The sequence below is a fragment of the Ramlibacter sp. 2FC genome, from assembly GCF_005503345.1.
Taxonomy (GTDB): domain Bacteria; phylum Pseudomonadota; class Gammaproteobacteria; order Burkholderiales; family Burkholderiaceae_C; genus SCMQ01.
This window is the reverse complement of sequence record NZ_SCMM01000001.1, coordinates 230,214-246,478: the sequence shown is the minus strand read 5'-3', so window position 1 is coordinate 246,478 and position 16,265 is coordinate 230,214. Positions and strand designations below refer to the sequence as shown.

Here is a 16,265-nt window from a genome sequence, read left to right as displayed (position 1 = left end):
AGCGCGTCGGACGGCCTGTGTACGAGGCAGTCTGCGCGCTCGCCAACTCCCAACTTCTCATAACTGGGGCCTTCTCATAATGGCCGTTATGGAGAGCTCGACATAACGGCCATGAGCGGTCCTTCATCGCCTGGCGTAGCGCCTCGCCGGTAAGCTGCCGTTCGTATCAACTGGACTAGGGCCTGTTCACACTATTTTTACGAGATGCAAAAATAGTGTGAACAGGCCCTAGCAGCCGCCCAGTGGCAGGCGCGCAAAGCCAAGATGGCGCTATGACCCAACCGCAGCACAGCCACAAAAACCACTACGTGCCCCAGTGAGTTCATGGACGCACTGCGCTTGCGGCCCGCCAAGGGGCTCCGCTTCGTAAGCCAAATTGGCAAAGCTCGCGACCAGCTATCCGTGTTGATGCTGATGCAGCAGCTGCGACGGATGCACTGCATCGTGTCGGCCGAAAGCACGCTCAAGATAGTCAACGCGTCGCAGAGCCCAACAAAGTTCATCTTCTCAGACCACCCGGTGACGCTCCTCAACGCTCACGTGTTCCCTGCAGACCCTAGGCTTCCGCCCGGCGAAGAACCTCACCCGCACTGGTTGGGTACGCAGACGCTATTCCCCCTTGACGCCCTGCTCTGGAACCGGCGCGGCGAGCTCACCGAATGCACGCGCGGCAACATCGCCCTGTGCATAGACGGGCGCTGGCTCACGCTGGCGCTGGAGGCTGGCTTGCTCGACGGCTTGGGCCGCCAGCGCTGGCTGCGCGAGGGCCGCATCGCCGAGGCTGTTGTCCGCGTCGAGGACCTGCGGCGCGCCAGCGGCCTGGCTTTCTTCAACAGCCTGCGCGGCTGGCTCGACGCCGAACTGGTCTGAAGTTCAGGCGCGCCGCAGCGGCAGCGCCGCGAGGCCGCGGTAGGCGGGGTTGGCGCACCACTGCGGCTGCTCGCTGGCCAGCTGCCAGTGCGGCCCGCGCGCCAGCAGGCGCCCGAACACGACTTCGGCCTCCAGCCGCGTCAGCGCCGCGCCCAGGCAGACATGAACGCCCGAGCCGAAGGACAGCGCGCCCGGGTCGGCCCGCGTGATGTCGAGTTCTTCGGGCCGCTCGTGGCGCGCCGGGTCGCGGTTGGCCGCGCCTATCAGCGCCAGCACCAGATCGCCGCGGCGCAGCCGCTGGCCGTGCAGCATCAGGTCGGTGGTCACGCGCCTTCCCGTGTACTGCACCGGGCTGTCGTAGCGCAGCAGCTCGCGCACCGCGCCCGGCACCAGCGCCGGGTCCTGCTGCAGCAGCGCCCACTGCCCGGGCTGGCTCAGCAGCGCCTGCAGGCCGTTGCCCAGCAGGTTGCGCGTGGTCTCGTGGCCGGCGAACAGCAGCATCGCGCATTGGGCCAGCAGCTCGGCCTCGTCGCGGATCTCGCCGCGCTCGCTTGCCCGCAGCAGGCTGCTCAGCAGGTCGTCGCCCGGTGCCTGGCGCTTGGCCGCCAGCTGCTCGTGAAAGTAGCGCGTCATCGCCAGCAGGCTGGCCTGGGCGCGGCGCGCCTGTTCATGCGTGGGCTCGGGCGCGCCTATGAAGGCCGCCAGGTCGTCCGACCAGGCCATGACCTCGGCGCGGTCCGCGCCCTGGATGCCCAGGATGGTCGAGATCACGCGCACCGGCAGCGGACGCGCCACCTGGGTGATGAAGTCGAATTCATCGGCATCGTCCAGTCCGTCGATCAGCTCGTCGGCGATGCGCGCGATCTCGGGCTTGAGCCGCGCCAGCGCCTCGGGCCGGAAGGCCGGCTGCAGCAGGGCGCGCAGGCGCCCATGGTCCGGCGCGTCCAGGAACAGCAGGGCGCGCGCGAACAGCTTCTGAAAACCCGCCAGCTCGCCGCGCTCGGCCGCCGCCTGGTTCACCCAGCCGCCGGTGCGCTGCGCGGAAAAGCGCGCATCGCGCAGCACGGCTTCCACGTCGGCATGGCGCGTGAGCAACCAGGCGCCGCCGAAGAATTCCTCGCTCCAGTGGATGGGGCCGGCCTCGCGCAGCGCGCGCCAGGCCGGGTAGGGGTCGGCCAGGAAGGCCGCGTCCACCAAAGGGCCGTCCAGCGCCTGCGGGCGGCTCAGCACTGCGCTCATGCGGCCTGCTCGTCCTTGGCGGCCGGGCGCTCGCCCTGGGCGCGCAGGCCCAGGCGGGTCATCAGCGCGCGGTCGCGCTCGGCCTGCGGGTTGCTGGTGGTGAGCAGCCGGTCGCCGTAGAAGATCGAGTTGGCGCCGGCGGCAAAGCACAGGGCCTGCAGGGCCTCGTCCATCTGCTCGCGCCCGGCCGACAGCCGCACCATGGTGGTCGGCATGGTGATGCGCGCCACCGCAATGGTGCGCACGAATTCGAAGGGGTCGAGCGGCGCCTGGTCGGCCAGCGGCGTGCCCGGCACGGCCACCAGGTTGTTGATCGGCACCGACTCGGGGTAGGGGTCCAGGTTGGCCAGCTGGGCGATCAGGCCGGCGCGCTCCAGGCGGCTCTCGCCCATGCCGACGATGCCGCCGCAGCAGACGTTGATGCCGGCCTGGCGCACGTTGGACAGGGTGTCCAGCCGGTCCTGGTAGGTCCGCGTGCTGATGATCTTGCCGTAGAACTCGGGCGCGCTGTCCAGGTTGTGGTTGTAGTAGTCCAGGCCCGCGTCCTTTAGGGCCTGGGCCTGCTCGGCTTCGAGCATGCCCAGGGTCATGCAGGTCTCCAGGCCCAGGGCGCGCACCTCGCGCACCATCTCGGTCACCTTCTCCATGTCGCGCTCCTTCGGGCTGCGCCAGGCCGCGCCCATGCAAAAGCGCGTGGCGCCCTGGTCCTGGGCGGCCTTGGCCGCCTGCAGCACTTCATGGAGCGCCATCAGCTTGCTGGCCTCGACGCTGCCCTCGTGGTGGGCCGACTGGGGGCAATAGCCGCAATCCTCGCTGCAGCCGCCGGTCTTGATCGACAGCAGGGTCGAGAGCTGGACCTCGTTGGGGTCGAAATGTTCGCGGTGCACCTGCTGGGCGCGGTGCAGCAGGTCCATGAAGGGCAGGGCGAACAGGGCTTCGACCTGGTCGACGCTCCAGCGCTGGGCGGCCGGGGCGCTGGGCAGGGTGCGCGGGCGCAGGTTCGAGACGTCGATGGTGGAAACGGTGGTCATTCCAGGTCCTTCCTCAGGGTTCAGGCGGCAACAATGGCGCTGGTGAATCTCGCTCCACCGGGCGTTGCCAGAGTGCGCGCAACGCCGCCTTGCGCCAAACTGTGAGGTCCAGCGGCGCCGAGACAGTGGCACCGAGGTTGCGCAGCAGCCCGTCGTGCACACCGTAGATCAAGCCATGAACGCAAAGCCGCTGGCCACGCCGCCAAGCCTCGCGCACACTCGGCAGGCGAGCCACCTGACCGACCTGCTCAACGACATTGATCTCGCACAGCCTGTCGGCCCGCTGCCGCCCCGCCGGTAAGGCATCAAGGCGCCTTGCATGGATGTAGCGCAGGTCTTCGACCTGGTGCAGCCAGCTGTCCACCAAGCCGAGCATTCGGCCTTCGAGCACGGCCTGAATGCCGCCGCAACCATAATGCCCGACGATCATGATGTGCGCCACCTTCAGCACATCCACCGCGTACTGGATGACCGACAGGCAGTTCAGGTCGTTGTGCATCACCAGATTGGCAACGTTGCGATGCACGAACACCTCGCCCGGCTGCAGTCCGATAATTTCATTGGCCGGCACGCGGCTGTCAGCACAGCCTATCCACAGGTAGCGCGGTGACTGCTGGTCGGCAAGGCGGCGGAAGAAACCCGCGTCCTGCTCGCGCATGCGCCGCGACCATGCACGGTTGTTGCGGAACAGCAGATCGAGCTCATCCATGGGCACGATATTGCCCACGGGGCCATCACATGTCTTGCGTCGACTGGTTAGCCTGCGCCGCTGTGCCGGCCACGCACGGCGAGCTTGCGCGAACCTGCCAGGATGGCCTTGGGAGTCAATCCAAAGGCTAGGCGGATCGAGTGACTGAAATGCGTCGAATCTGGGTAGCCGGCGTCGAGCGCGATCTCCACCAGGGGTGCGTCGCTGGTCGCGCGGTGCAACAGGTGGCGCGCACGCCGCCACGAGCGAAAACGCCTGAACGGCACGCCCACCTCGGCCTTGAAAAGGTGCACGAAACGCGACAGCGACAGGTGGGTATCGGCAGCGAACGCTTCACCCGTGTTGCGGGCGCAGGGGTCGCGCTTGATCGCATCGAGAACGGCCCGGATGCGCGCATCCACCTTGCGGGGTGGCAGGCGTTCGCCGAGCACGGTTGTGTCGAAATCGGCCAGCGCGGCTTCGTCGTCGCCGGCAATGCGCAGGCGCGCACAGGCGGCGCGCACGCGTTCGACAAACGCCCGCTCGTCAATGCCGCCGCGGCCGCGCAGCCATTGCGGTAAACGCGCTTCCTCGACCGTCTCGGGCTCGATCAGGATCACGCCGACGCCGCGCGCCTCGCAGCGCACACGGTGCGGGACATAAGGCGGCACCACCGCCACGAGTGAACACTGCCATTCGCGATCGGCGATCGACAGATCGATCGGCGCCTCAAGCCCGACGTAGATCACATAGGCCCCGAGCGAGCGCAGCGAAGGTGTGCCCAGCAGCCCAGCGTAGAGCACGCGGTCCGGATCGATCCACATGACGCGCCCGGCTTCCATGCCGGCTATTCTATCCTTGCGGTCCCAGCCCAGGGCCCGGTATGGTCAGGCCTCCTTCAGCAAACCGGGCTGCCAGGATGAACTCGCTTTCCCGGCGCGTCGCAACGGCCCAGGGGGCCAGCTTGCGATCGCCCGTTCAAGACCCTTCCGCTGCCCGCATCCGGCCGTGTGCAGTACCGGCCGGACGGTTTCGCCCTCAATCGGGCCTCACGTACTTGGAGACGATCTGCCAGCGTCCGTCCTGCAGCTGCGACAGCCGGGACGCGTTGCTGCCGAGCCGCTTGGTGGCGGAGAAGCTCATCTCGGGCGTACCGAAGATATCGGGAGGAATCGCCAGGCCGTCCATGGCCTTCACGAAGCTTTCGGTATTCAGGTTCGGGCCGGCCTTCGCCAAGCCCTTGATCAGGATGTCGGCGATGACATAGCCATAAGCGGAGAACATGGAGGGGTCGTCGCCGTAGCGGGTCTTGTACTTCTTGGCCCAGAAGCCCACCTCGGGCGAGGTGTCGTCGGGGTAAGGCAGCTGTGTCGTCATCGTGGTGTACATGCCGTCCATGACCTTTCCGCCAAGCTTGGGGATCAACTCGGTGTAGGCCGCAGAGGTGCCCAGGAAAACCGGGTTGAAACCGATCTTGCGCGCCTCGCTGATGGCGCCCACGGTCTCGCGGATGATGGTGCCGAGCACCACCAATTCGCAGCCTGCCGACTTCATGCGCGCGACCTGGGACGAGAAGTCGGTCGCCCCACGCTTGAAGCTGGTCTTCTCGACAAGCACGAGGTTCATCTGCTTCACTGCCGCCTCGGCGCCGCGCATGACCTCCAGGCCGAACTCGTCGTCCTGATAGAGGGTGCAGATTTTCGTCAGGCTCTTCTCCTTGGCCATGCGCGGCAGCACGGCGCGGACCTGGTCGAAGTATGGCGCGAAGAACGCGTACTTGAGCCGGTGGTGCGGCTCGTACATCTCGCGCGCCGCGTTCATCGGCAGGACGTTGGGAACGTTCCTCTCGAACTGCACCGGCATCGCCGCCATGTTGTGGGCGCTTCCCAGGTGGCCCAGCATCGCGAAGATCTTGTCCTGATTCACCAGTTTCTGCGCCGCGAGGACGGCGCGCTTGGGGTCATAGGCCGAGTCCTCCACCAGCAGCGTGATCTTGCGGCCGTGAACGCCGCCCTGCTCGTTCGATTCATCGATGCGCAGTTGCATGCCCTGTCGCGCCTGCTTGCCATAGGCGGCGATCGGACCGGACAGGTCCTGTATCGTTCCGATGACGATGCGGTCCCTGCTGACGCCCTGGCTCTGCGCCCAGGTCGTGCCGGTCGCGGCGAGCGACAGGGCGATCGACAACGTGGTGAGGATGTTGCGTTTCATCTTTGTCTCCTTCGGTAAGGTGGGATTCGGTCGGTCGTCACCGGCCGGTGTACATGCCGTCGATCAACGCGGCGTACTTCTTTTGAACCAGGCTGCGCTTGAGCTTCATGGTCGGCGTCAGTTCCTCGTCCTCGGCGCCGAGCTGGGTGTCGAGCAGGCGGAAAGCCTTGACCTGCTCGACGCGCGCGAACTTGGCGTTGACCTTGTCGATCTCGCGCTGGATCAGGTCCTGCACTTCCTTGGCCCGCGTCAGGCTGGCGTAGTTGGAGAAGGGAACGTCGTTGTCCTGGGCGAACTTCTCGACGTTGTCCTGGTCGATCATCACGAGCACGGTCAGGTAAGGGCGTTTGTCGCCGATCACCACCGCGTCGGTGATATAGGGCGAGAACTTCAGCTCGTTCTCGATCTCGCTGGGAGTGATGTTCTTGCCTCCGGCCGTGATGATGATGTCCTTCATGCGGTCCGTGATGCGGAAGTAGCCGTCCGCGTCCACCGTGCCGACATCGCCGGTGTGAAGCCAACCCTGCGCGTCTATCGTCTCGGCTGTCTTCTCGGGCTGGTTGAGGTAGCCCATGAACACGTTGGGGCCGCGAATCAGCAGCTCGCCAGTGGCGGGATCGAGCTTCACCTCGTTGTGCGGACAAGCAGGGCCGATCGAGCCGGGCTTGATACGACCAAGCGGCATGGCAGTCGACGCGCCGCCCGACTCCGTCTGGCCCCACAGCTCCAGCATCGGGATGCCCAGCGCCAGGTACCAGCGCACGAGGTCGGGAGAAATCGGCGCAGCGCCTGTAACCACGAAGCGAGCGCGGTGCACGCCGATCAGCTTGCGCACGTTGCCAAGCACCAGCCAGCGCGCCAGCGCAAACCGCGCCTTCAGGACCGCGCCCACTCCCTGCCCCGCCAGCACGCGGTCGGCAACGTCGCGCCCGACGCCTATCGCCCATCGGTAGGCGAGCTGCTGCACGCGCCCGGCCTCCGACACGGCCATGGTCACGGCCGAGTAGAACTTCTCCCACACGCGCGGCACTGCCATGAATACCGTCGGTGCGATCTCGCGCACGTTCTCGGGCACGGTGTCGGGGTTCTCGACGAAGTTGAGCACCGCGCCCGTGTAGACGCCCAGGTACTCGCCGAACACGCGCTCGGCGACGTGGCACAAAGGGAGGAAGCACATGCGCTGGTCGCGCCCGCTGTGCGGAAAGCACTCCTGCAGGCCGCGCAGAGAGTGCAGCAGGCCCGCATGGCTGTGCATCGCGCCCTTGGGCTTTCCGGTGGTGCCCGAAGTGTAGACCAGGATGGCCAAGTCGCCGGGCGCGCGGCAGCCGCGCCTGCGGTCGAACTCGCCCGGATGGGCCAGGTCGTGCGCCACCCCCTGCTCGCGCAGTTCGGCCAGGCTCAGCACCATGGGGTCGCTGAACTGCCGCAGGCCCTTGGTGTCGAACACGACGATGCGTCGCAACAACGGCAACGACGCGCGCGCCTCGAGCGCCTTGTCGAGCTGCTCCTCGTCTTCGACAAACAGCACCCTGGTGCGCGAGTCCTCGCACAGGTACTGCACTTGGCTCGCCGCGTCGGTGGGGTAGATCCCGTTGGCCACCCCGCCGGCGCTGAGGACGGCCAGGTCGGCGATCACCCATTCGACCACCGTGTTCGACAGGATGGACACGCATTCACCAGGTTCCAAGCCGATCGCGGCCAGCCCCATCGCCGTCTCGCGCACCGCCTGCGCCGTGGCGCGCCAAGTCCAGCTGCGCCAGACGCCCAGCTCCTTCTGCCGCATGAACACGGTGTCGCCGCGTGCCGCGACCGCGTTCCAGAACAGTTCGGACAGCGTCTCTCCAGCCACGGCGCCATCGGTACGCATCTGAGGCCTTGCCGATCCCGAGAAATTGAGCATCTGTAGTCTCCTTCCGTCAGCGCCAGGTTTTTTTCTTCTTCCAGCGCCGCTCGCCGCGCGCGCCGGATTCCTTCATGCCGAGGTAGAACTCCTTGATGTCGTCCTTCTCGCGCAAGCGCTCACAGCTGTCTTCCATCACGATGCGTCCGTTCTCCAACACATAGCCGCGGTCGGCGGCGTTGAGCGCCATGTTGGCGTTTTGCTCGACCACGAGGATGGTGGTGCCGCGTTCGCGGTTGATGCGCACCACGATCTCGAAAATTTCCTTGGTCAGCTTGGGCGAGAGCCCCAGACTGGGCTCGTCCAGCAGGATCAGTTCGGGCGCAGCCATGAGCGCGCGCGAGATGGCCAACATCTGCTGCTGGCCGCCCGACAGGAGGCCTGCGCTTTGGTGCGCACGTTCGCGCAAGACCGGGAAATACCCGAACACCGTTTCCATGTCTCGCGCGACGCCATCGCGATCGCGCCGCGTGTAGCCTCCCATGAGCAGGTTGTCCCTCACCGAGAGCAGGGGAAACACCTCGCGCCCCTCAGGCGCATGGCTCAGTCCAAGCTGCACGATATGGGCGGGGTCCTTGGCGACGATGTCGTGGCCGTTGAACTCGATGCCGCCTTTGCGCGGTGCGAGGATCCCGGAGACCGTCTTCAGGATGGTCGTCTTGCCGGCGCCGTTGGAGCCGAGCACCGTGACGACCTCGCCCTTGCGCACCGTCAGGCTGACCCCGCGGATGGCCTTGACCGGTCCATAGGCGCTCTCGACGTTGGAGAGCTTGAGGATATCGGCGCTCATGCGACCTCCTTCATCGGAACCTGTGCAACAGGCGCGGCCGGTCGGCGCAGCGACGCTGCATCGTCAGCCGTTCCCAGGTAGGCCTCGATCACGGCCGGGTTCGACTGCACCTCGGCGGGTGTGCCCAGTGCCAGCACCTGGCCCTGGCTCATCGCCAGGACACGGTCGGACACCTTGGACACCAGGCTCATGTCGTGCTCGACCATCAGCACGGTGATGCCCAGATCGCTCTTGATGTCCTCGATCCAGAAGGCCATGTCGGCCGTCTCCTCGACGTTGAGTCCCGATGAGGGCTCGTCCAGCAACAGCAGCCTAGGTTCGGTGGCTAGCGCGCGCGCCAGCTCCACCACCTTGCGTACCCCGTAGGGAAGTCCGGCCACCACCGAGTCGCGGTAATGCTGCAGGTCGAGGAACTCGATCACCTCCTCCACCTTGCGCCGCGTCTCGCGTTCGGCGCTGCGCACGGAAGGCAGGAACATCAGCTGGCTCCAGAAGCCTCCGCTGCTGTGTACGTGGCGCCCGATCAGCAGGTTCTGCAGCACGGTGGCGTGCTCGAACAACTCGATGTTCTGGAAGGTGCGCGCGATGCCCATCCCGGCCACCGCATGCGGCGCCACACGGTCGAGCGCTTGGCCGTCGAAGACAAGGCTTCCCCCCGTGGGCGCGTAAATGCGGCTGATCAGGTTGAACACCGTCGTCTTGCCGGCACCGTTGGGGCCGATCAAGGTAAACACCTCGCCGCGCTGCACGTCGAAGCTCACGCCGTTGACGGCCAGAACGCCGCCAAAGCGGACCTGCAGGTCGCGCGCGGCGAGCAGCGCATTGTTGAGGCAGGTCGTGTGCTTGGTCACTTGAGCCGCTCCGATTTCTGGAAGGAACGCTGACGCTTGAACATCCCGCGCCGGTAGAACGGGAACAGCTCGAACCAGGTGCGCAGCTTGAGCCAGCGGCCGTACAGGCCCATCGGCTCCAGCAGCACGAACGCGACCAGCACCAGACCGTACACCATGGCCTGCAGGCCGGGCGCCTGCCCCACCGCCGCAGGCAGCAGATCCTTGCCTGCGGCGATGAGTTGCGGCATCGCGATCAGGAACACGGCGCCGAGGAAGGCCCCATGCACGGAACCGAGCCCGCCGATCACCACCAGCAGCAGCAGGTCCACCGACTGCGCGATGCCGAACTGGTCGGGCGACAGGAAGCGGATCTTGTGCGCATACAGGGCGCCGGCCACGCCGGCCAGCGCCGCCGACAGGGCAAAGGCCAACGTCTTGTAGTAAGCCAGGCGAATTCCCATGCTCTGCGCCGAGATCTCCGAGTCGCGGATCGCAACGAAGGCTCGGCCGATCGGCGAACGCAAGAGGTTGAGCACGCCCAGGGTGGCCAACACGGTACAGGCCAGGCAGACAAAGTAGAACGACATGTCGGTGTCGGCCTTCCAGCCGAACGCATTGGCGCTTCCCACCGACATGCCGGCGTTACCGCCGGTGACCGATTCCCAGCGCGCAAGAACCTCCTCGACGATGAAGCCAAAGGCCAGCGTCGCGATGCCCAGGTACACGCCCTTGATGCGCAGCGCCGGCAAGCCGACGAGCACGCCGACCGCGGCCGACAGCGCCGCAGCCACGGCCATCGACGCAGGCAGCGGCCAGCCCTGCGCCGTCAGCACCGCCTGCGTGTAGGCGCCCACGCCCAGGAAAGCGGCGTGGCCGATGGAGATCTGTCCGGTAAAGCCGGCCAGCAGCATCAGCCCCAGCCCCGCAATCGCATAGATCAGGATGAAGCTCAGCTGGGCGAGACCGTAGTCACCCAGCCACCACGGGGCAAGCAGGAGAACCGAAAGCAGCAGCCCGTACCAGAAGCGGTGGCCGCCGTGTTTGGCCAGGTCGATGTCCTGGCCATAGTCCGTTTTGAAGACGTATCGCACGGCTTAGACCTTCTTGTGCAGTTTTTCGCCGAACAGACCGTTCGGCTTGAGCATCAACATGACGAGCACGACGACATACGCCGCGACATCCTTGAAACCTTCGGGCAGGTAGAAGCCCGCCAACGCCTCCACGGCGCCAACCAGGACGCCGCCGACGATGGCCCCGGGCAGGCTGCCAAAGCCCCCCACCACCGCCGCCGGAAACGCTTTCAAGCCGATGAAGCCCATGTTGGCGTGCACGAAGGTGATGGGCGCGAGCAGCAGGCCCGCGACGGCGGCCACTGCCGCGGCGAGCCCCCAGACCAGGCCGTTCAGGCGCTGCACCGGGATGCCCATGTAATAGGCGGCCAGCTGGTTCTGCGATGCGGCCTGCATCGCGATGCCGATGCGGCTGAAGCGGAACATGAGGTACAGCAGCACGCAGAGCACGGCAGTCACGCCGATCACCATCAATTGCGCCAGCCCCAGCACGAGGCCGCCCACTTGTATGGCGCCCACGGCGTAGGGCACCGGCAGCGTGTGCGTCTCGGTGCCGACGGCCGGAATCATGGTGATCGCGCCACGGGCGATATAGCCGATGCCGATGGTCAGCATCACGATCGAAAAAGCCGGCTGACCCAGCACCGGGCGGATGGCCAGGCGCTCCAGGCCCATGCCCAGCAGGCCCATCGCGGCAATGGCCGCCACTACCGCCAGCCAGAACGGAAAGCCGAGCACCGTCATCAGCACGAGCCCGGCAAAGGCGCCCAGCATCATCAGCTCGCCTTGGGCAAAGCTGACGGTCTCGGTTGCCTTGTAGATCAGGACGAAGCCGAGCGCGATCAGGCCGTAGATACAACCCTGCGCCGCACCGCCGATCAGGATTTGCAAAACATCCAAACCAGTCTCCTCATTGTCGTGGGCCAAACAGCCGCTCTGTGTGCCGATAGGTTAGGGACGACGCAGGCTGCTGTCTTGCGCAAAGTAGCTGGCGCTGGCCGTCAGAGTTCGCGCACAGGATGGGCTGTTCAGTCCCTGAATGCCGGTGCGCGCGATGCCCTGGCGGCCAGTGCCGCCTCGGCCAGATCGTCGGAATAGAGCATGGCCGCGTTCCAGGTGGCAACGTAGTTCAGGCTTTCGGCCACAGGGCGGTCGCGCACGTAGCTGATCATCTCCTTGGTGCCGCGCAGGCACAGCGGCGATTTGGTGGCAAGCGTGCGGGCCAGCTCGGCCACGCCGGCAGCCAGCGCTTCACGCGACGCATAGCAGCGATTGACCAGCCGCATCTGCGCCGCCTCCTCGCCGCCGACGCGCCGCGCCGTGTAGGCAAGCTCGCGCGCCATCCCCTCGCCGATCAGCCTGGGCAGCCGCTGCAGGGTGCCGAGGTCGGCGACCAAGCCCACGTCGATTTCCTTGACCGAGAACCAAGCCTCGGCGCTGCAGTAACGCAGGTCGCAGGCCGTGATGATGTCGACGCCGCCGCCCACGCAGGCCGCATGCACCTCGGCAATGAGGGGTTTTCGGCAACGCTCTATCGAGCTGACGGTGTCCTGCAGATCCAGGATAGACCGCCGCGTTTTCTCTCGCGCCCGCGCGTCGCAGGCATCTGCGTTCGCAGCCTTCAGTCCGGACAGCATGGCAAGGGCGATGCCCGCCGAGAAATGCGCTCCGGCCGCACACAAGATGCCCACCCGCGCTGGCGTCGTGGTGTCCAGCCACTGCATCGCCTCGCGCAGCTCACGCCACATGACAGCATTGATGGCATTGGCCTTGTGCGGGCGACTGAGCTCGATGCGGGCAACACCGGCCTCGAGCGAAAGCCTGAGAGTCTCGAACGCAGGAACGGGAGGTGCATTCGTTCCGGCTCCCCCGTTCATCAGATCGCTCATCAGGAGGCCCCCGCCTGACCGGCCAGCTCGAGCGTGGACTTCACGCTTTCGAGCGCGCCTCCGCCATCACAGGGGATCAGGGCGCCCGAGATGTAGCTCGCGTAGGGCGAAGCCAGGAACAGCGCCAGGTTCGCGATGTCCTCCGGAACGCCGAAGCGCTGCAGCGGCACCCTGGCAGCTGCCCGGACTTGGTCCGCCTCGGTCGGCGCCATCAGGCGCTTCGCGCCCTCGGTGCCTTCGATCGGCCCCGGTGAAATGGAGTTGATGCGGATGCCCTCGCCTCCCCACTCCAGCGCGAGCACGCGCGTGAGCTGATCGACGCCGGCCTTGGCCGCGCAGGCATGGGCCTGGTAGCGCATCGGAATGTAAGACTGGGGCGCCGTGATGTTGATCACCGCCGCGCCCGGCCGGCGCAGGTGCGCATAGGCCTGTCGCATCACGTGGAAGCTGCCGATCAGGTCGATGTCGACCACCACCTTGAAGCCGTTGGCCGACATGTCCTTGGCTTCACACAGAAAGTTGCCGGCCGCGCCGGACACCAGCACGTCGATGGGGCCGAAGCGCTCGACCGATGCCGCGAAAGCCCGCCCCACGGCGTCGAAGTCGCGCACATCGGCGCAAACACCGAACACCTCACCGCCATGGGCGCCAAGCCGGACCTGCGCCGCCTCGACGTTCTCGGCCTTGCGGCTGGCGACTGTGATGCGCGCGCCACGCCGCGCAAAGGCATCGGCAATGCCGAGGTTGATGCCGGTGGTGCCGCCGAACACGAACACATGGCGGTCTTTGAAATCGATATCGACTAACACAAACGCTCCTGGTAGTTGTAGAGGGCCAGACGGCGCGAGCCAGCGAAGATGTCACGCGGCTTGAGCCCGTAGAACTGGCGAATCGAGTGGCTGAAATGGGTGGAGTCGGGATAGCCCGCGTCCAGGGCAACGTCGGTCAGGCTGGATTGCCGCGTCACGTACTGAAGCAGGCTGCGCGCGCGCTTCCAGGTGCGCAGGGCGCGGAACGAGCTCCCTGTTTCCTGCTTGAACAGGTGCAGGAAGCGCGAGAACGACAAGTCAACCGAGGCGGCCGCTTCCTCCGCCGTGAGCTGGCCGGCAGGATCGCGCTTGATCTGCGCCAGCACGGCCGCGATGCGAGGATCGATGCTGCGCGGCACCAGTGCCTGTCCAAACAGCGCCTGGTCGAAGTCGAGCGCGGCGAGGTCGACGTCGCGACCGGCCTGAAGCAGATGGGCATAGATCTCGCGCACGCGCCGAGCCGCCAATGGCGCCTCGACCACCCCTGCGCGCGCCGTCAAGAAGGCGGGCAACGCCGCCGTATCGACCGACTCGGCCTCCACGGTCACATTGCAGACCAGTCGGCTGCCGGCCAAGAGGCGATGGGGTACGAAAGGAGGGACCACGATCAGCTCGCCGCATTCCCAGGGGCCGCCGTCGATGCTGACGCTGTGCGGCTCGTCCAGCGACACATACATGGCCCACCCGCCCAGCGTGCGCGACGAGGTCTTCCCGAGCAGGCCTGCGTACAGCACCCGGTCGGCGCTCAGCCACATGAGCCGATCGGATCTCCTTGCCTGTTCCGCTTGCATGGTCCCAGTCTCCTTGTGTCGCGTGTGAGCAAGGTAGCCGCGCGAAACGCTCAGGTCTTGTGTCAGCTGGCTATTCAAGGGAAAACCCTAGCCAGCCAGCGCCAGCAGCCAGTTTGCACAAGCACACCGGACCACCTCGACGCTACGCTGCAACCTCCAACTGGAGATGAAGATGGCAACGAGCACAATGGTGGACTCCAAACGGGTCCGTATCGGAGGCGCATCCGGGTTCTGGGGCGACAGCATGGTAGGCGCACCGCAGCTCGTGCGCTCGGGGCGGATCGACTACCTGGTGTTCGATTACCTCGCCGAGACGACGATGGCCATCCTCGCCGCCGCGCGGCGCAAGAACGCTGAGGCAGGCTACGCGACCGACTTCGTCGACGTCGCGATGAAGGCCGTGCTGCCCGACGTGATGCGGCAAGGCATCAAGGTTGTTGCCAATGCTGGCGGCATCAATCCCCAGGGCTGCGCCGACGCGCTGCGCCGCGTCGCGCAAGCCCATGGCCTGTCGCCGCGCATCGCCGTGGTCGAAGGCGACGATGTGAGCCCGCTGCTGCCCGAGCTGCGCGCAGCCGGGCAGCGCGACATGTTCTCCGGAGAGCCACTGCCCGAGCGCGTGCTGAGCGCCAACGCGTACCTGGGTGCCCTGCCGATCGCCCGGGCGCTCGACGCCGGTGCCGACATCGTGATCACCGGCCGCTGCGTCGACAGCGCTGTCACGCTGGGCCCCTTGGTGCACGAATTCGGCTGGGGTTTCGACGAATACGACAAACTGGCCGGCGGCAGCCTCGCCGGCCACATCATCGAGTGCGGCTGCCAGGGCAGCGGCGGCCTCTTCACCGACTGGGAGCAGGTGCCCGACTGGGCCGGCATAGGCTATCCAATCGTCGAATGCGAAGCCGACGGCAGCTTTACGGTGACCAAGGCCCCCAACACCGGGGGCCTGATCACCCGCGCCGCCGTCGCCGAGCAGTTGCTTTATGAAATCGGCGACCCCGGCGCTTACCTGCTGCCGGACGTGATCTGTGATTTCCGCCAGGTGAGCATCGAGCAGGTCGGTGCCGAGCATGTGCGCGTCAGCGGAGCCCGGGGCCTGGCGCCAACCGACCAATGCAAGGTCAGCACGACGGTGCTCGACGGCTTCCGCTGCGCCGGCACCATGGTCATCATCGGCATGGATGCAGCCGCCAAGGCCCGGCGCACCGGCGAGGCCATTTTGACCCGCACGCGCGCCATCTTCCGCGAGCGGGGGCTACCCGACTACAGTGCCACCCACATCGAGGTCATAGGCGCCGAGACAATGTACGGCCCGCACGCGCGCACCGCAGCGGCGCGCGAAGTGATGATGCGCGTCGTGGTCAACCATGCGAGCAAGGAGGCACTGGAGATTTTTGCGCGCGAGATCGCGCCGTCCGGCACCTCATGGTCGCCCGGCACGACCAGCCCGGGCGGCGGGCGGCCGTCGGTGTCACCGCTCGTCAAGCAGATTGCCTTCCTGATCGACAAGCGCCGGCTCAGGCCCGCCTACCTGCTCGACGGCGAGCGCAAGGCGGTCGAGCTGCCGATGCCAGGCGGCGCGGTACCGGCAAGCGAAGCTCTCGAGCCCGCTCCCTGGCCGGCCAGCGACGATGCGGGCGTGGCGGTGCCGCTCGTCAAACTGGCCTGGGCGCGCAGCGGCGACAAGGGCAACCTGTCGAACATCGGACTCATCGCGCGGCGACCGGAGTGGCTGCCGCTGCTGTGGCGTGAGGTGACACCCGAAACCGTCAAGGCCTACTTCGCCCATCTCGTCAAGGGCTCGGTGCGGCGCCACTACCTGCCCGGCATCGCTGCCATGAACCTACTGCTGGAAGACGCACTGGATGGCGGCGGGCCCACTTCGATGCGCATGGACCCGCTTGGCAAGGGCATGGCGCAAATGTTGCTGGATCTGCCGGTCCGGGTGCCAATGTCGGTCGCAGCAGTGCTTTAGATGAACAAAGATAGAGTAGGTTTTCAATGATTCGACGTCCTGGTCAGGAGTCCGGAGGGCCGGACACCCTCGGGATATCTGGCGCTCACTGATCGGCTACGGCGCGGCGTGCCGGATCGACCACTTGGCGCAAGACAGCGCGCGCGCGGCCACCTACGCTTGCCGGGTC

15 protein-coding genes are annotated in these 16,265 nt (G+C 66.5%); 2 read left to right on the top strand and 13 right to left on the bottom strand.

Features of this window, described 5'->3' with window-relative positions; translation table 11 throughout:
* Positions 1-324: 324 nt before the first annotated feature.
* Positions 325-870 (top strand): aminotransferase class IV, encoded by a 546-nt coding sequence (locus FFS10_RS23810; RefSeq protein ID WP_137890602.1) that lies wholly within the window; start codon positions 325-327, stop codon positions 868-870.
* Between the two features lie 3 nt (positions 871-873).
* Here FFS10_RS23810 and FFS10_RS01205 read toward each other — a convergent pair whose 3' ends face one another.
* The 13 genes from FFS10_RS01205 to FFS10_RS01145 all read right to left on the bottom strand — a co-directional run bounded on the left by FFS10_RS01205 (position 874) and on the right by FFS10_RS01145 (position 14,121).
* Positions 874-2,109, bottom strand: a complete 1,236-nt coding sequence (locus tag FFS10_RS01205; RefSeq protein ID WP_137890600.1) for a cytochrome P450 — start codon at positions 2,107-2,109, stop codon at positions 874-876.
* The gene (gene bioB, locus FFS10_RS01200; RefSeq protein WP_137890598.1) at positions 2,106-3,140 is read right to left on the bottom strand and encodes a biotin synthase BioB; all 1,035 of its coding nucleotides are present in this window, start codon (positions 3,138-3,140) and stop codon (positions 2,106-2,108) included. Before bioB ends, FFS10_RS01205 begins: the two co-directional genes overlap by 4 nt.
* Positions 3,141-3,153: 13 nt before the next feature.
* The gene (gene can / locus FFS10_RS01195) at positions 3,154-3,849 is read right to left on the bottom strand and encodes a carbonate dehydratase (RefSeq protein WP_137890596.1); all 696 of its coding nucleotides are present in this window, start codon (positions 3,847-3,849) and stop codon (positions 3,154-3,156) included.
* A gap of 47 nt (positions 3,850-3,896) precedes the next feature.
* Positions 3,897-4,670, bottom strand: a complete 774-nt coding sequence (locus FFS10_RS01190) for an AraC family transcriptional regulator (protein WP_249931115.1) — start codon at positions 4,668-4,670, stop codon at positions 3,897-3,899.
* A gap of 196 nt (positions 4,671-4,866) precedes the next feature.
* A complete protein-coding gene (locus FFS10_RS01185) occupies positions 4,867-6,039 on the bottom strand; it encodes an ABC transporter substrate-binding protein (protein WP_137890594.1) in 1,173 nt (390 codons plus the stop codon).
* A 37-nt stretch (positions 6,040-6,076) separates the two neighbouring features.
* Positions 6,077-7,939, bottom strand: coding sequence for an AMP-dependent synthetase/ligase (locus tag FFS10_RS01180; protein ID WP_137890592.1), 1,863 nt, complete (start codon positions 7,937-7,939; stop codon positions 6,077-6,079).
* A gap of 16 nt (positions 7,940-7,955) precedes the next feature.
* Positions 7,956-8,729: an ABC transporter ATP-binding protein gene (locus FFS10_RS01175; RefSeq protein WP_137890591.1), complete on the bottom strand. Its 774-nt coding sequence runs from the start codon at positions 8,727-8,729 to the stop codon at positions 7,956-7,958.
* On the bottom strand, positions 8,726-9,580 hold the full coding sequence (locus tag FFS10_RS01170; RefSeq protein WP_137890589.1) for an ABC transporter ATP-binding protein: 855 nt from the start codon (positions 9,578-9,580) through the stop codon (positions 8,726-8,728). Before FFS10_RS01170 ends, FFS10_RS01175 begins: the two co-directional genes overlap by 4 nt.
* Entirely contained in the window at positions 9,577-10,653 is a 1,077-nt protein-coding gene (locus FFS10_RS01165) for a branched-chain amino acid ABC transporter permease (protein WP_137890587.1), read from the bottom strand. Before FFS10_RS01165 ends, FFS10_RS01170 begins: the two co-directional genes overlap by 4 nt.
* A gap of 3 nt (positions 10,654-10,656) precedes the next feature.
* Complete coding sequence (locus tag FFS10_RS01160; RefSeq protein WP_137890651.1) at positions 10,657-11,532, bottom strand: branched-chain amino acid ABC transporter permease; 876 nt, start codon at positions 11,530-11,532, stop codon at positions 10,657-10,659.
* Positions 11,533-11,660: 128 nt separating this feature from the next.
* Entirely contained in the window at positions 11,661-12,521 is an 861-nt protein-coding gene (locus FFS10_RS01155) for a crotonase/enoyl-CoA hydratase family protein (RefSeq protein WP_249931114.1), read from the bottom strand.
* The gene (locus FFS10_RS01150) at positions 12,521-13,330 is read right to left on the bottom strand and encodes an SDR family oxidoreductase (RefSeq protein WP_137890585.1); all 810 of its coding nucleotides are present in this window, start codon (positions 13,328-13,330) and stop codon (positions 12,521-12,523) included. The genes FFS10_RS01155 and FFS10_RS01150 overlap by 1 nt, the downstream gene beginning before the upstream one ends.
* Entirely contained in the window at positions 13,324-14,121 is a 798-nt protein-coding gene (locus tag FFS10_RS01145; RefSeq protein ID WP_249931113.1) for a helix-turn-helix domain-containing protein, read from the bottom strand. Before FFS10_RS01145 ends, FFS10_RS01150 begins: the two co-directional genes overlap by 7 nt.
* A gap of 172 nt (positions 14,122-14,293) precedes the next feature.
* On the opposite strand from FFS10_RS01145, the gene FFS10_RS01140 reads away from it, so the two are divergent.
* The gene (locus FFS10_RS01140) at positions 14,294-16,096 is read left to right on the top strand and encodes an acyclic terpene utilization AtuA family protein (RefSeq protein WP_171015977.1); all 1,803 of its coding nucleotides are present in this window, start codon (positions 14,294-14,296) and stop codon (positions 16,094-16,096) included.
* Positions 16,097-16,265: the final 169 nt, after the last annotated feature.

What these genes read in the sequence shown, in the direction of transcription:
- FFS10_RS01180 (WP_137890592.1), bottom strand. Translation starts at nt 7,939, where the DNA reads ATGCTCAATTTCTCGGGATCGGCAAGGCCTCAGATGCGTACCGATGGC.
- FFS10_RS01155 (WP_249931114.1), bottom strand. Translation starts at nt 12,521, where the DNA reads ATGAGCGATCTGATGAACGGGGGAGCCGGAACGAATGCACCTCCCGTT.
- FFS10_RS01175 (WP_137890591.1), bottom strand. Translation starts at nt 8,729, where the DNA reads ATGAGCGCCGATATCCTCAAGCTCTCCAACGTCGAGAGCGCCTATGGA.
- can (WP_137890596.1), bottom strand. Translation starts at nt 3,849, where the DNA reads ATGGATGAGCTCGATCTGCTGTTCCGCAACAACCGTGCATGGTCGCGG.
- FFS10_RS01190 (WP_249931115.1), bottom strand. Translation starts at nt 4,670, where the DNA reads ATGGAAGCCGGGCGCGTCATGTGGATCGATCCGGACCGCGTGCTCTAC.
- bioB (WP_137890598.1), bottom strand. Translation starts at nt 3,140, where the DNA reads ATGACCACCGTTTCCACCATCGACGTCTCGAACCTGCGCCCGCGCACC.
- FFS10_RS01205 (WP_137890600.1), bottom strand. Translation starts at nt 2,109, where the DNA reads ATGAGCGCAGTGCTGAGCCGCCCGCAGGCGCTGGACGGCCCTTTGGTG.
- FFS10_RS23810 (WP_137890602.1), top strand. Translation starts at nt 325, where the DNA reads ATGGACGCACTGCGCTTGCGGCCCGCCAAGGGGCTCCGCTTCGTAAGC.
- FFS10_RS01185 (WP_137890594.1), bottom strand. Translation starts at nt 6,039, where the DNA reads ATGAAACGCAACATCCTCACCACGTTGTCGATCGCCCTGTCGCTCGCC.
- FFS10_RS01140 (WP_171015977.1), top strand. Translation starts at nt 14,294, where the DNA reads ATGGCAACGAGCACAATGGTGGACTCCAAACGGGTCCGTATCGGAGGC.
- FFS10_RS01145 (WP_249931113.1), bottom strand. Translation starts at nt 14,121, where the DNA reads ATGCAAGCGGAACAGGCAAGGAGATCCGATCGGCTCATGTGGCTGAGC.